Here is a 14,527-nt window from a genome sequence, read left to right on the forward strand (position 1 = left end):
GAAATCATCATTCTGGGGATGGTCGTTAATTGATTTTTCAATAAATTCTTATGCGTTACGACAGGAAAATCACAGATAAAAAATGGTGGCGATCAGCCCGCAGACAATCAGGGCAACCAAGATGATTTCGAATAAATAACGACGCAGCATCAATGAGAACCCCTGATAAAAAACACCCGGCGAACCGGGTGTGAAACAAGGTGGCTGAGGTTAGGCTGCCGGTGCGCTGGCCGCTTTTTTATGGCTGGCTTTTTTATGCTGCTTTTTGGCTGCCTGGGCTTTCTGAGCTGGCGCTTTTTTAGCGCTGGCCTTCACCTGCTTCTTGGCGGCCTGCGCTTTCTGCTCGGTGGTTTTCTTGGCATGGTGTTTGGTGACGTGCGACGATTTAGCCGGTGCGCTATGCGCGGTGGTAGCCGCGTCGGCAGCAAACGCCACAGAAGACAAACCCATTGCAGCGGCGACAACCAGAGCTAATACTTTTTTCATTATTACATCCTCAAATGACAGTTTATCTATCAACCCACTACGGGGCCGGTGAAAAAATCATAGAGCAATGCGTCGGGGCGTTCCGTGAGTGATTGGTTTCGGCGTGTAACGGTATGTATAGCAGGGCAGGCTCGCTACGGTGCTTGATGTTCGCGGCGCGACATTGACGCCGGGGTGGAACGGCCATTACGTAATTACCTTTGTAATGAAACGAAACCGCCAACCTATCGTTGGTAATCTAACGGTTGACGGTATTCCAAGCTTAATAAAGGGCTAATTCTCTTCGTTAGGATCAATAATTTCCCAACTGCTACCATTGGACATATACATCAACTGCTGCCCCTTGTTTACCTGCGTAATACCTCCGTTGACATGAACCGATGAGCTATAACCAGCACGATGATCGACAAAAATTGATTTCCATTTGACCGCGTAGGGCGGCGGGAAATGAATATTCGGTGCCCATGAGCCGTCCTGTGAGTAAATAACTGCCAAATCATGGTTGTGTAACGTTTCAGCGAGGGTATCTGCGGCCAAATTGCTACCGTTGACAATTGATACCCTAGGCGCACTTGGCGAAGCTACAGCCCCAAGATTACTGACCGTATTGATGCAGGCGTCATCATTACATGCTGCTTGAACCACATAGGGATCATTGCAGTTTCCATAGGTATGGGTTCGCTGCTCGGCCTTTGTTTTATCGTCGCCTATGGGATTTAGAAAAATCGAGCTTTGTGCCCCCATCACATAACAGGAGGAAAGTTGGCCATTCCCTTGGGAATATTCCTCAACGAAGCCGGAAGAGGAGTGCAACTTACCGAATGAATCTGGCACTTCGATCACGCCTACCGTGGTCGTTGTGCCATCCATCAGATCGGTCACTACCCCTGTCACCAGGTTGCCATTTTTGGAAACATCCAATTTGTATTGATGTCCGACTTTCCACGAGATCTCAATTTGGCATTGTACCCCTGAACCTTCGTGACTGAAGTAGTTACATTCACCGCCTTTCCACCCTGTTGCCTGCCAGATAGAGTAATTAAAGGCGTGAACTCTATTGCCTCTATTTTGTAAACCAATATACCCACCATCTCCCTGTTTGAAAAAGAACTGGTTGGCCCAGTAATAATGAGAGTCTTTCCCCCCATCGTTATTTACCTGCTGAAAAAAAGATAATTTATTAAACTCTGCATTGTCAGGCCACGTATGTTCTACCGAAACAATGCCACCCGCTACAACGGCATGAGTTAGCGGACTTATCAACAATAATAAAGGTACTGCCGAGGCTTTGGTGATTTTATAACGCATGGCTTTTGCTCTTTATTTGATAATGGTGGTTGTTAGATGAAGTTACATTTATTCCGAGTAATATGAAAATATTGGCTCGAGCAGACAGTATTGAAATCAGTAACTAATGTACACTAAAGTTTTCTCTTTAATGAGTGATGAAATATATGAAAATTATGTACTCGAAGGAATAATGACCGAGCATATTGATATGTCTGTGGCAAAGTGGTGAGAGGTGTGCGATATCTTTATCATTCAGGGGCTCATCCTGTGCCCGGAGATGATCCAGGGCAGTCTGAATATAAATAGTGTTCCATAACACAACGGTGTTAGTAACCAGATCCAGAGCTCCCAGTTGGTCTTCCTGACTGTCGGTATCGCTCCAGAAAACTAAGCTTTGATCCATGATGCTTTATTCATTAAATATCCTTAACTTAAACTTAACGTAAACAAAAAATATATAATTATTATACCTTTCCAATCTAGGCTTGATTCTTCTCGAAAAGAGAGCTATTGATGGGTGAATTTACAAAAGCTTACACAAGGTTAACTAAATAATCAAAAGGAGTTGTTTATGAAAGTTATTGATTCTTCAATGTTAAGTTTTGTTTCTGGTGGCCGAGGCAACAATGGCGGTGACCGTGTTGATAATGGTGGCCGTAGTGCTTCAACTAACTATGGTGGCCAGGCTAATGGTTTTGTTAGCAATACGTCAGCTGCCGGCCAGGGGTTAGGCCAAGGGGATTGTTCAAACGGCGTAGCCAGTGGTGTTCTTGGTGGTATTGCTTCCAGAACTCTTGTCGGATTTGGTATAGGCCTTGCTGCTGGGACTATCGGAGGCGGCTGTTTCAAAGACGCAGGAAACAATAACAGCAGTAGCAAGGGCGGCAACAGCAATTGTGGTAATGGTGGGATCGGCGGTTCCTGTACTCGCTGATTAGATTATATGATTGTTAGAGTCACTGGCAATGACTCTAATTCTTAAGACAAAAGGTGATGATATGAATAGTGATAAGAAATGGTATTATGTGTATGCACTAATATCGCTTCTAATTATTCCTTTGCTTTATCGTAGTGTCGGGATTTTTAGCTATTGGTATTATGAGATCCCAAAAGAATTATCATTACTGATTTTGTTTTTTGTTGTACCAGTTGGAACTTATGTTTGCGTAAAAAAAATTATAGTAGCCATTAAATTCATATTGGCAACTAACAACAATGGGAATTGACGCTGCCATTCTGGCGGACTTTGGAGTGAACATATCAAAAACAGGCAATTACACAATTTTAATTACTGGCTCAACGAAAACTCACGTTAGCAATATCTTCTTCCTCTCACGCCTCTTTTAATGGCCGAAAAGGCCCTCTGGTCACCAGTATAGAGTCCAGCCCCATTATGCCGTCAACAAATCGTTAAACACCAGCGTTGCGCTGAGCCGGCGTTTGATAGATTGTTGGGATATAACGCTACCGGTACCGCCATCAGGAAACATTGCTAACGTGAGTTTTCGCTAGTGAGCGTCAAATTCCTATAAACAAAATCTATTTTAGTTACAACATACATATAAGGACGAGTTAACCACGCATCTGCAACCACAGCGATGGCAAAAACGATCGAGAGCCATGAAACTACGCGGGTCATGCAAGAGGGAATGGCGCGGAAAGCCCGCGCCAGAGGGGTTACAGGTAACGACTTTCCAGATGTTGGCGGAAATAGCGTGGATTAAGCGATTCACCGGTGGCATTGGCAATCAACGTTTGCGTCGGGAAGCGACTGCCGTGACGCCAGATATGTTGTTGCAGCCAGTGGAACAGAGCGCTGAGGTCGCCGCGCGCAATGTCATCGCTCAAATTCGGCAACGCATTGCGAATGGCGGCGAACAGCTGTGCGGCGTACATTGCCCCCAGCGTATAGGTAGGGAAGTAGCCAAACGCGCCGTCGGTCCAGTGAATGTCCTGCATACAGCCGTTGCGGTAATCGCCAACGGTGTCCAGACCAAGATACTGACGCATTTTCTCATTCCATAGCGCCGGAATGTCGTTGACCTCGATATCGCCTTCAATCAGGGCCTTTTCGATTTCGTAGCGCAAAATCACATGGGCTGGGTAACTGACTTCATCAGCATCAACGCGGATCAAGCCTTGTTTTACGCGCTGATTGAGGCGAATGAAATTGCCTTCCTCCAGTGCCGGCTGGTCGCCAAACTGGGCGACCACCAACGGCCGCAGGATCTTCAGGAAGTCGCTACTGCGCGCCAACTGCATTTCAAACAATAGGCTTTGCGATTCATGAATCGCGGTGGAACGCGCCTGCGCTACCGGTTGTCCCAGCCACTCACGCGGCAGATTTTGTTCATAACGGGCGTGACCGGTTTCATGAACGATGCCGAGCAGCGCGGTGAGGAATTCCTTGTCGTTATAGCGGGTAGTGATACGCACGTCTTCAGGCACGCCACCGCAGAAGGGGTGGGCGCTGACGTCGACCCGGCCAGCGTCAAAATTGAACCCCAGCAATTTCATGACGCTCAGGCTCAGTTTGCGTTGGGTGTCGACATCGAATGGGCCTTGCGGCATCAGGCAGGGTTCCTGCGCCTGTTTGGCGACCACTTTTTGTAGTAAATCCGGCAGCCAGGTTTTCAGGTCGCCAAAAATACGTTCGAGATCGCTGCCGCGCATGCCAGGTTCGAACAAATTGAGCAGCGCATCGTAACGACTACTGCCGTTGGCCTGGGCACGAATCTGCGCTTCTTCGCGGCTGAGTTTTACCACCTCGCGCAGATTGTCGGCAAATCCCTGCCAATCATTGGCCGGGCGCTGTGAGCGCCAGGCATGCTCGCAGCGGGCGCCGGCCAGCGACTTGGCCTCGACCAGCCATTCAGGTACCAGCACGGCGTTGTCGTAGTGGCGGCGCATTTCCAGCAGGTTGGCGCGGTCGACATCGTCCAGGGATTCCTGCTGGGCGTACTCGAGCAACTGGCCGGTTTTTTCGGCGGTCAACAGCTGATGCTGCAGTACGCTCAGTTCCGCCAGCGCTTGCGAACGCGCCTTGCTGCCCCCGGGCGGCATCATGGTTTGCATGTCCCAGCCAGCAATGGCGGAGAGGTGGCCGAAACGCGACAAACGGCTGAATAAGCCACGTAACTGGTGATAGGCGGATGAAGTCTGTGCAGATGTCATGTCTCAGCTCCTGAATAGCGATCCGGTCAGCTCAACTGCGGATCGGTCTTGAGTAATAACGGGTATTTAACTGGCCAACAGAAACGGAAACGCGCGCCGCCGAGCGGGCTGGCGTCTACCTGTACCTGGCCCTGATAGGCCAGCGCAATGGAGTGCACGATCGCCAACCCCAGACCGCAGCCGCCGGTGGCACGATCGCGGCTGGGATCGAGTCGAACAAACGGTTCGAATACCCGCAACCGCTCCTCCGGCGGGATCCCCGGGCCGTCATCCTCGACCTGCAGGCAGGCAATATCACCGTCGAACCACAGGCCAATGCGCAGCCGTTGCTGCGAATAGCGCAGCGCATTATTGACAAGATTGTCCAGCACGCGCTCCATCAGGCGCAGGTCAACGCCGCCGAAATCGCCACAATGCGGTATATCCAGCTCGATGTCGCGCTGCGGGTGTATCACGCGAATATCCTCGACCTTGTCCTGCAACCAACCGGGCAGATCCAGCGGTTCGATATTGAGGGATACCTGCGGACGATCGAGGCGCGCATAGGTCAGTAACTCGTCAATCAGCGACTCCAACTGGCTGATATCGCGGTTGAGCGCCTGTTGTTCGACCTCGGCAAGGTTATCACTCATCGCCAAGCGGTAGCGCAAGCGTACCAATGGGGTGCGCAGTTCATGGGCAATGCCGTCGATCAACTGTTTTTTGCTGGCGATCAGGGTGTTGATGTTGTCCGCCATTTGATTGAACGCCACTCCCAATCGGTTGAGACTCGATGTGGGATCGAAATGGGTACGTTCATCCAGGTGGCCGGCACCGAGCCGCTGAGCGGCATTCTCCAATTTGAGTAAATCCTGCCAGTGCGGGCGCATCCACAGGAATACCGGCAGCGCCAGCGACAGGCCGATAAACAGCAGCAATGCCAAATCGAGTAGCCGCATCTGGTGCAGGTAAAACAGATAGGGGATGGGGCCGACGACCAAGACATAGTGGCTGCGCGGGATGCGCTGCATAAAGGTGTATTGATCGTCCAGTGCGATGATCTCGCCCAGTCGCAGCCGCTTTTGCATCTCTGCACTGAGTTTTTGCTTGCCTAATGGTTCGATGTGCAGCTGGAATGACAGGTTCAAATCCAGCGTATCGATGGTTTTGTTCCAGTCCTTCAGCGGGATCTCACGCAGTTCGCTACGCATCAGATACAGCGAGCTTTTCATCAGATCATCCATCGACTGACGCCCGGCGCGTTCGGCGGTTACCTTATAGACCAGCCCGACCAGCATTGCCATCACCAGAAAGCAGACGAACAGCAGCAGAAAGAACTGAACGAAGAGTTTCCTCATTGCTGCGCCGACTCCCAGGCATTGGGGGCGAACAGATAGCCTTTGTTGCGCACCGTCTTGATACGAAACGGCTCCAGCGCGTTGTCATAAAGTTTGCGTCGCAGACGGGAAATCGCCACGTCGATGCTGCGATCCATACCGTCATAGCTTACGCCGCGCAGGTTTTTCAGCAACGCTTCGCGATCCATGATTTGCCCGGCGTGGGTTGCCAGCTCCCACAGCAAATCGAAGTCAGAGGTGGACAGGGTGACGCTTTCATTCGCCAGCGTCACCTGGCGGTTGACCGGGTCGATGCACAGCAGGCCAAAATGCAGCGCGTTATGCTGAGTCAACGGTGGCGCGCCGTCTTCTTTCGTCTGCCCGCCATGCTGGCGCAGGTGCAGGCGCAATCGCGCCAACAGTACCGCCGGCGGAGTGGTTTTAAGTATGTAATCGTTGGCACCCATTTCCAATGACAGGATATGGTTCATGTCGCTATCGAGCGAGGTGAGCAGCACGATAGGGCCAGGGAAGATCGGTCGCAGATCGCGGCACAGCGTCATGCCGTCTTTGCCGGGCAGCATGATGTCTAGCAGCACCAGATCCGGCTGCTCTTGTTCAATCCGCGCCTGGGCGGTGTCACCGCGCGCCTCCACTAGCACGTCGATGTCATGTTTACCCAGATAGGCAGCAATCAGTTTGCCGACGTCCTCGTCGTCTTCTACAAAAACAATTTTGTGCATTATTTAGGCTTATCAACAAGGCGGGCACGGCATCACGCGCCGTGCCGGACCGTAGGGTTCAACGTAGTGGACGCCCGCCATCCACGCCATGGGTGCGGCCGGTGACATAGCGACTGGCCAGCAGGTAATTTACCAGCTCGACCACTTCGCCTTCGCCAGGGGCTACCTTCATTAATGACTTTTCCAGCGCCTGCTGGCGATAGGCGTGATCGTCGCCAGGATTAAAAATGATCAACGAGGGGGCGATGGCGTTGACCTTGACTTCCGGGGCCAGCTTGCGGGCGAACGAGCGCGTCATATTATCCAGCGCCGCCTTACTGGCGGCGTAGGCAATATGTTTATCGCTGCCTTTTTCCACCACATAGTCCGTCAGGTGAATGATATCCGCCCCGGCCTGGCCTTGCCCACGCAGGCAGGACTCCAGTAACTGATTGAGCAGATAGGGGGTATATACGTGTATTTGCAGCATCGCGGCCATGGTTTGCTCCGGCGGCGTTTGCGGCGATTCGGCCAGCCAGGCGCTGGCGTTGTGGATCACCGCGCGCAATTTTGCCGTGGTTTGCTTCACCCGATCGGCAAACTGATAAATGCCATCGTGGCTGGAAAAGTCGCCCTGAATGCAAATCGCGCCCAGCGCTTTCAGCTCCGCCAACGCCGGATAATCGCTACGGTAGGCAATAATCACCGGCACATCGCGCTGCAAAAAGGATTTGGCCAGCGCCAGTCCAATCCGGCGGGCGCCGCCTGTGATCAGTACCGGCGCCGAGTGTGTATGTTCCATCGTTTAAAGCTCCTGCACAGGCTGGCAAACAATAGGGGAATTATGCCATTATACGGCAGAAAGTCGTTATAGCTTCGCATCGATTATCCATTTCAGGATGTTATACACTGGCCAAGAGAGGAATTGAGGGGATGAGCAACAGCCACCTTGCATCCGTCGCGCACAGTGAGAAAATCTGCTTTGATTACATGGATTTTCTGTCATCATCGTGCAAGAAGCACTGGCGCTTTATAGATGCAATTTATGGTGTGATGCCTATTTTTGGCATGGTATTGAAATCGCGCGTGGTAACTACGCAGACGCGGAAAGAGCATTTGAAAGAGCTGGCTTTGCAGGTGGTTTCCACGCAGGTCAGCGACGAAACCAACATCATTCGTCTTATCGATCTGGCGCAGCAACAGGGGCTGGCGGTATTTGATATCCAGTTACCGTATGCGTTAGACAAAAATCAGCTGGCGGCGATTCAGCAGGAATGTGCCGATCGGGTGGTGGTGACGCAGGTAGGCGAGCGCATTACCATTGCTGCGCAAAAAAAATGACCGGGTATTCACCCGGCCTTTTTTATCTTATTGCATCATAAACCAACCGGCGGGCACCGTGGCTATCAATAGCAGGAAAATACTGCTTTTCTCCAGCCTGCTCAGCAGCTTGACGCCATCATGCCCGCGTCTGGCATAGATAAACACCAGCAGACCCGGCGCATACAGCAGTACCGACATCAGCAGGTGCATCAGCCCCGATGCGTACAGCAGCCAGATCCCATACAGACAGGCGCCGCTGGCGGCAAATATCAGCCGCGTGTCATTACGCTTAAGCGCGACTTTAAACAGGAATGCGCCGACCAGAAAATAGGGCACCAGGATCATTTCCGAGGCGATGGTCAGCAGCGAATTGTAATTGCTGCCGGTCAGCCAGATCAGCACCAGCGCCGCCTGCACTGCACCGTTGGTCAGCCACAATGACGCCGACGGGGCATGGTTTTTGTTTTGCTTGCAAAAGATTTTTGGAAACGCGCCGTGCTGCGCCGCCAGCAGTGGCACTTCTGCCGCCATAATGGTCCAGCTCAGGTAGGCACCGCAAACGGAAATGATCAGTCCGGCGGCGATAATCACGTCGCCCCAGGGACCGATCAGATCGACCATCAGCACCGCCATTGACGGGTTGCGCATCTGCGCCAGTTCGCTGCGCGGTACCACGCCGAGCGCCAGCAAGGTTACCAGCAGGTAGACCCCCAGCGCCGAAACCACCGCCAGCATGGTGGCTAGGCCCACGTCTTTTTTATGCCGCGCCCGTGCAGAAACCACCACCGCGCCTTCTACGCCGATAAACACCCACAGGGTAATCAGCATGGTATCCTTGACCTGTTCCCATACTGGTTTGCCGAGTACGATACCGTGGAAGTCGAGAGTGAAGACGTCCATATTGAAGGCCATTGCCGCCAGTACCGCGAACAGTCCCAGCGGTAATAGCTTGGCCAAGGTTGCGGCCAGGTTGATGCTGGCCGCGGTCTGTACGCCACGCAGCACCAGGCCGTGAACCACCCACAGCAACAGTGATTCGCCAATCAGCGCTTGCCAGGTGTTGCCATCGCCGAGAATCACCTCGCCGCCGCGATCGGTGAAAATACTCAATGCGGCAAAGACGATCACCAGATAGGAGACGTTGGCGATGACCGCACACAGCCAATAACCCCAGGCGGAACAGAAGCCCACCAGCTCGCCAAAACCTTCTTTGGCATAGGTAAAAATACCGCCATCAAGATCGGGGCGCAGCCGCGTCAGCAGCAGCATGGCGAACGCCAGGAATAAAATGCCAACGCCGGTGATGCCCCAGCCAAGCAATAATGCCGCCGGGCTGGCCACCTCCGCCATATTCTGGGGCAGGCTGAACACTCCGGCGCCAAGCATTGAGCTGAGCACCAGAGCGGTTAACGCGGTTAGACCTAATTTTTTTTCCAATGACGATTCCCGAATACAGAATAAACAGCTGGCGAGCGCCTATTGAACAGCAAGAACGCAATGAGATTAATTGCGAGCAGAGACAATAGCCCTGAATTTGGCGCGAATTTTACGGATGGAAGCTGCGGGATGCAATGATTGAATATGCGCAATCGGCAAAAAATTATTCAGTTGATTCTGAAAATAGCGCTAAAAAAATCGGGCAGCGCGATGGCTGCCCGTGGTGTCCCGACGCTGCGCGGATTATTTGAACAAATCGGCACTGACGGTCAGGTTGCCGCCGCTCTTGTTCTGCCATTGGCGTGTGACGTGATAGTACTTGGCACCTTTGGCCGCTGCGCGTTTGGCGACTTCGGTCGAAACGTCGGTCATGCTGTTGAAATGGCCGGTAAAGGTCACTGAATCAAACGGCTGCATTTGCGCGGCAGTAACGTTGTTCACTTCCTGAATCTTGGTACCGTCAGGTAACGTTACAGTGTAGCGTTGTCCGGTAGACGACTGGGTTTCAAAGAAACGACCCACGTCGCGGCTTGGCGAACCGGAAGAGGCGACGCCAGGGATCTCCACCTGCGCGGCAGCGGCGCCGCCAGCGGCCAGCGCTGCCTTGCCGGCTTCAGAGTCGGCCGGAATGGCATCCGGGCTTTGCACTACGCGTTTCGGGGCGTCGGCCTTGTAAATATAGGCGGTGACGTATTGGTTGCCGCCCTGGTTGGCGTCAACCTGGCGTACGATAAAGAAGGACGCGGCGCCTTTTTTGCTGGCTGCTTTTGAAATGGCGTCGTTGACGTCAGGCTGGCTGCGGAAGAAACCGCTAACGCTGACGGTATCGTAAGGTTCCAGCAGATAAGCCTGATCTTTCGGCAGTTCTTTAACGCCGTTGAACTCGCGATAATTCTGGTCTTTGCTCACTTCCGGCGCATCTTTATGATAGATGTCTGCGGTGACGCGCCAGTTGCCGCCATTGTTGGCGTTATTGATGTCTTGAATATAGAAGGCGTCGGCGCCCAGTTTGTCTGCACGGCGGGATACTGCGTCGGCGGCTTCATTGATGGCAATAAAGCGCCCGGTAATCGTGATGCGATCAAACGGCTTGATGGCCGCTGCTTTTTCAGGTGTCAACTCTTGCGCCGCATGAGCAGAGAGCGCAGTGAGTGTAAACAAGGCTGACGCGATGATCGTGGTCTTCAGCTTCATAAAAAATCCTTTCGCCTAGCGCATTAACGTTTATAACGTGCTGAACTGTTGATGTGTCATTCAGCCGTTGATTATTACATGTATTCTTGGCAGGTGTCTCAGCAATTTATGTCATAGCGTGCGACAAATCTGTTTACTCCACCGGGGTCTGTTTGGCAAATAAATTCCATAAGTTTCGATAATAAAGCGTTTAGCGAGATAAGCGTTAATTATTCACAATTTTATAACTTTTATGCGCCAATGAGGCGCGACTGCCGAAACTGCGTCAGCCATAGCCAACAGAAACAATGCGATTTTCCACGCCCTTAAGGCCAATCTCTGACGAAAAATTGCGGTGTGTCATGGTCTGGAGTGAATTTTTATGTAAAAACTGACGGATTGGCCCAAGCAACAATGGATCATCGATTCTATTTTCAGTAGGTTATAGATAGCGCTGTCAGTTATGGCCGACAACGGCGACTCACGCCCTGACGGCCGGCGCTATCGCTATGGGTAGGACGATAAAAAAACATAATTCGGAAGGGAACATTATGCGTATTGGTGTACCAAGAGAACGGTTGGCCAATGAAGCCCGCGTTGCTGCAACGCCGAAAACGGTGGAGCAGTTGCTGAAACTGGGCTTTAGTGTCGCGATTGAACGCGATGCGGGTAAATTGGCAAGCTTTGACGATGTCGCTTATGAAGCCGCTGGGGCGACGATTACCGATAACGCCGACGTCTGGCAAGCGGATCTGATTTTGAAGGTCAACGCACCACAGGATGATGAAATCGTCCTGATGCGTGAAGGCAGCACGTTGGTGAGCTTTATCTGGCCGGCGCAAAATCCGGAACTGATCGAGAAACTCGCGGCACGCAACGTGACGGCGCTGGCGATGGATTCCGTGCCGCGTATTTCGCGCGCACAATCGATGGACGCGCTGAGTTCAATGGCCAACATTGCCGGCTATCGCGCTATTGTCGAAGCGGCACACGAATTTGGCCGTTTCTTTACCGGCCAGATCACCGCCGCCGGCAAGGTACCGCCGGCCAAGGTGATGATCATTGGTGCCGGGGTGGCCGGCCTGGCGGCGATCGGTGCGGCAGGCAGCCTGGGGGCGATCGTGCGCGCCTTCGACACCCGTCCGGAAGTCAAGGAACAGGTACAGAGCATGGGCGCCGAATTCCTTGAGCTGGATTTCGAAGAGGAAGCCGGCAGCGGGGATGGCTATGCCAAAGTGATGTCCGAGGCGTTTATCAAGGCAGAAATGGCGCTGTTCGCCGCACAGGCGGAAGAAGTCGATATCATCGTTACCACCGCACTGATCCCCGGCAAACCGGCGCCGGTGCTGATCACCAAAGAAATGGTGGCCTCGATGAAGCCCGGTAGCGTTATTGTCGATCTGGCGGCGCAAACCGGTGGCAACTGCGAGCTGACCGTGGCCGATCGGGTTACCGTGACCGACAACGGCGTGAAGATCATCGGTTATACCGACTTGCCAAGCCGCTTGCCGACCCAATCCTCGCAGCTGTACGGCACCAACCTGGTTAACCTCCTCAAGCTGCTGTCAAAAGAGAAAAACGGCGAAATCGACATCGACTTCGATGATACCGTGATTCGCGGCGTTACCGTGGTACGCGAAGGCGAAGTGACCTGGCCGGCGCCGCCAATCCAGGTTTCCGCCCAGCCGAAACAGGCACAGCCGGCGGCACCGATTGTTAAAGAAGAGAAAAAACCGCTGTCGCCGTGGCTCAAGTACGGACCGATCGCGCTGGCCATCATTCTGTTCGGCTGGTTGGCAGATGCTGCGCCAAAAGAGTTCTTGTCGCACTTTACGGTGTTTGCGCTGGCCTGCGTGGTTGGCTACTACGTAGTATGGAACGTCAGCCATGCATTACATACCCCTTTGATGTCGGTCACCAACGCGATTTCAGGGATTATCGTCGTCGGTGCGTTATTGCAGATTGACCATGGCGGCTGGGTGAGCTTCTTCTCCTTTATCGCCGTGCTGATTGCCAGCATCAATATTTTCGGTGGATTCACCGTCACTCAGCGCATGCTGAAGATGTTCCGTAAGAACTAAGGGGTAACACATGTCTGGAGGATTGGTTACAGCTGCATACATTGTTGCCGCTATCCTGTTTATTTTCAGCCTTGCCGGGCTGTCGCGTCATGAAACCTCGAAGCAGGGTAACCTGTTCGGCGTTGCCGGTATGGCGATCGCGTTGATCGCGACCATTCTCGGGCCGGATTCCGGTAACGTTGGCTGGATTATCATTGCGATGATTATCGGCGGGTCGATCGGCATCTATCTGGCGAAAAAGGTAGAAATGACCGAAATGCCCGAACTGGTGGCGATGCTGCACAGCTTCGTCGGCCTGGCGGCGGTGCTGGTTGGCTTCAACAGCTATCTGGATCATGGCACCGCGATGGAGCCGGTGATGGAAAACATCCATCTGACCGAAGTGTTCCTCGGTATCTTCATCGGTGCTGTCACCTTTACCGGCTCGATCGTGGCGTTTGGCAAACTGCGCGGCATTATCTCTTCCAAGCCGTTGATGTTACCGAATCGCCATAAATTGAACCTGGCGGCGCTGGTAATTTCCTTCCTGTTGCTGGTGGTGTTCGTGCGTACCGACAGCCTTGGGCTGGAAGTAGTGGCCTTGTTGTTGATGACGGTGATTGCCCTGGCGTTCGGCTGGCATCTGGTGGCGTCTATCGGCGGCGCCGATATGCCGGTGGTGGTGTCAATGCTCAACTCATACTCCGGTTGGGCGGCAGCGGCGGCGGGTTTCATGCTGAGCAACGATCTGCTGATCGTCACTGGCGCGCTGGTCGGTTCCTCCGGCGCCATCCTGTCTTATATCATGTGCAAGGCAATGAACCGTTCGTTTATCAGCGTGATTGCCGGCGGTTTCGGTACTGACGGTTCTTCCACCGGCGATGCCGAAGAAATGGGGGAATACCGCGAAACCACCGCGGAAGAGGTGGCCGAGATGCTGCGCAATTCTTCCTCGGTGATCATCACGCCAGGGTATGGCATGGCGGTGGCGCAGGCGCAATATCCGGTGGCGGAAATTACCGAAAAACTGCGCGCGCGCGGTATCAAGGTGCGTTTTGGCATCCATCCGGTGGCCGGTCGCTTGCCGGGTCATATGAACGTATTGCTGGCTGAGGCCAAGGTTCCGTATGACGTGGTATTGGAAATGGATGAAATCAACGATGATTTCGCTGATACCGATACCGTGCTGGTGATTGGTGCCAACGACACGGTCAACCCGGCGGCGCTGGAGGATCCTCGCAGTCCGATTGCCGGCATGCCGGTGCTGGAAGTGTGGAAAGCGCAGAATGTGATCGCCTTTAAGCGCTCGATGAATACCGGCTATGCCGGGGTTCAGAACCCGCTGTTCTTTAAAGAAAATACCCAGATGCTGTTTGGCGATGCCAAGGCCAGCGTTGAGGCAATCAAGAACGCATTGTAAAGACCTAACTGGTCTGCATGTTGCCAATGCCGTTCAGTTAACGCTGAACGGCATTTTTATTTTACTTTCGGGTGATTAATTTTAGCGCTGGCGCGTCGACTGCCGGGTAATTTGTGCGGAATATCA

The 14,527-nt window shown here is 53.0% G+C and carries 12 protein-coding genes and 1 pseudogene; 4 read left to right on the plus strand and 9 right to left on the minus strand.

The genetic code is table 11. The features are described from left to right. Positions 1-210 precede the first annotated feature (210 nt). The 3 genes and pseudogenes from asr to NYE85_RS15655 all read right to left on the minus strand — a co-directional run. Complete coding sequence (asr, locus tag NYE85_RS15645; protein WP_259005653.1) at positions 211-486, minus strand: acid resistance repetitive basic protein Asr; 276 nt, start codon at positions 484-486, stop codon at positions 211-213. A 273-nt stretch (positions 487-759) separates the two neighbouring features. Beyond that, positions 760-1,794, minus strand: coding sequence for a DUF3472 domain-containing protein (locus NYE85_RS15650; protein ID WP_259005654.1), 1,035 nt, complete (start codon positions 1,792-1,794; stop codon positions 760-762). Between the two features lie 163 nt (positions 1,795-1,957). Further along, positions 1,958-2,146, minus strand: a pseudogene (locus NYE85_RS15655) (Tn3 family transposase); the annotation flags it as partial. 201 nt (positions 2,147-2,347) lie between these two features. Here NYE85_RS15655 and NYE85_RS15660 point away from each other — a divergent pair. Next, positions 2,348-2,710: a hypothetical protein gene (locus tag NYE85_RS15660; protein ID WP_259005655.1), complete on the plus strand. Its 363-nt coding sequence runs from the start codon at positions 2,348-2,350 to the stop codon at positions 2,708-2,710. Positions 2,711-3,453: 743 nt separating this feature from the next. Here the strand turns inward: NYE85_RS15660 and NYE85_RS15665 are convergent. The 4 genes from NYE85_RS15665 to folM are packed head-to-tail and all read right to left on the minus strand — an operon-like array spanning position 3,454 to position 7,790. After that, on the minus strand, positions 3,454-4,950 hold the full coding sequence (locus NYE85_RS15665; RefSeq protein ID WP_259005656.1) for a carboxypeptidase M32: 1,497 nt from the start codon (positions 4,948-4,950) through the stop codon (positions 3,454-3,456). A gap of 26 nt (positions 4,951-4,976) precedes the next feature. Beyond that, positions 4,977-6,287, minus strand: coding sequence for a two-component system sensor histidine kinase RstB (rstB, locus tag NYE85_RS15670; RefSeq protein WP_259005657.1), 1,311 nt, complete (start codon positions 6,285-6,287; stop codon positions 4,977-4,979). Next, positions 6,284-7,009 carry a two-component system response regulator RstA gene (gene rstA, locus NYE85_RS15675; protein WP_259005658.1) on the minus strand — a complete coding sequence of 242 codons (726 nt, stop codon included), beginning with the start codon at positions 7,007-7,009 and terminating at the stop codon, positions 6,284-6,286. Before rstA ends, rstB begins: the two co-directional genes overlap by 4 nt. 58 nt (positions 7,010-7,067) lie before the next feature. After that, a complete protein-coding gene (gene folM, locus NYE85_RS15680; protein WP_259005659.1) occupies positions 7,068-7,790 on the minus strand; it encodes a dihydromonapterin reductase in 723 nt (240 codons plus the stop codon). Between the two features lie 131 nt (positions 7,791-7,921). Here folM and NYE85_RS15685 point away from each other — a divergent pair, with 131 nt between their 5' ends. Then, positions 7,922-8,329 carry a hypothetical protein gene (locus tag NYE85_RS15685; protein WP_259005660.1) on the plus strand — a complete coding sequence of 136 codons (408 nt, stop codon included), beginning with the start codon at positions 7,922-7,924 and terminating at the stop codon, positions 8,327-8,329. A 27-nt stretch (positions 8,330-8,356) separates the two neighbouring features. Here NYE85_RS15685 and NYE85_RS15690 read toward each other — a convergent pair whose 3' ends face one another. Both NYE85_RS15690 and ydgH read right to left on the minus strand, forming a co-directional pair. Beyond that, on the minus strand, positions 8,357-9,748 hold the full coding sequence (locus NYE85_RS15690) for an amino acid permease (protein ID WP_259005661.1): 1,392 nt from the start codon (positions 9,746-9,748) through the stop codon (positions 8,357-8,359). 243 nt (positions 9,749-9,991) lie between these two features. After that, positions 9,992-10,942, minus strand: a complete 951-nt coding sequence (gene ydgH / locus NYE85_RS15695) for a DUF1471 family protein YdgH (RefSeq protein WP_259005662.1) — start codon at positions 10,940-10,942, stop codon at positions 9,992-9,994. 530 nt (positions 10,943-11,472) lie between these two features. Here ydgH and pntA point away from each other — a divergent pair. Both pntA and pntB read left to right on the plus strand, forming a co-directional pair. Beyond that, positions 11,473-13,002, plus strand: a complete 1,530-nt coding sequence (pntA, locus tag NYE85_RS15700; RefSeq protein WP_259005663.1) for a Re/Si-specific NAD(P)(+) transhydrogenase subunit alpha — start codon at positions 11,473-11,475, stop codon at positions 13,000-13,002. A 10-nt stretch (positions 13,003-13,012) separates the two neighbouring features. Beyond that, complete coding sequence (pntB, locus tag NYE85_RS15705) at positions 13,013-14,401, plus strand: Re/Si-specific NAD(P)(+) transhydrogenase subunit beta (protein WP_259005664.1); 1,389 nt, start codon at positions 13,013-13,015, stop codon at positions 14,399-14,401. Positions 14,402-14,527: the final 126 nt, after the last annotated feature.

It is taken from the genome of Serratia sp. AKBS12 (assembly GCF_024793895.1).
Taxonomy (GTDB): Bacteria; Pseudomonadota; Gammaproteobacteria; order Enterobacterales; family Enterobacteriaceae; genus Serratia_F.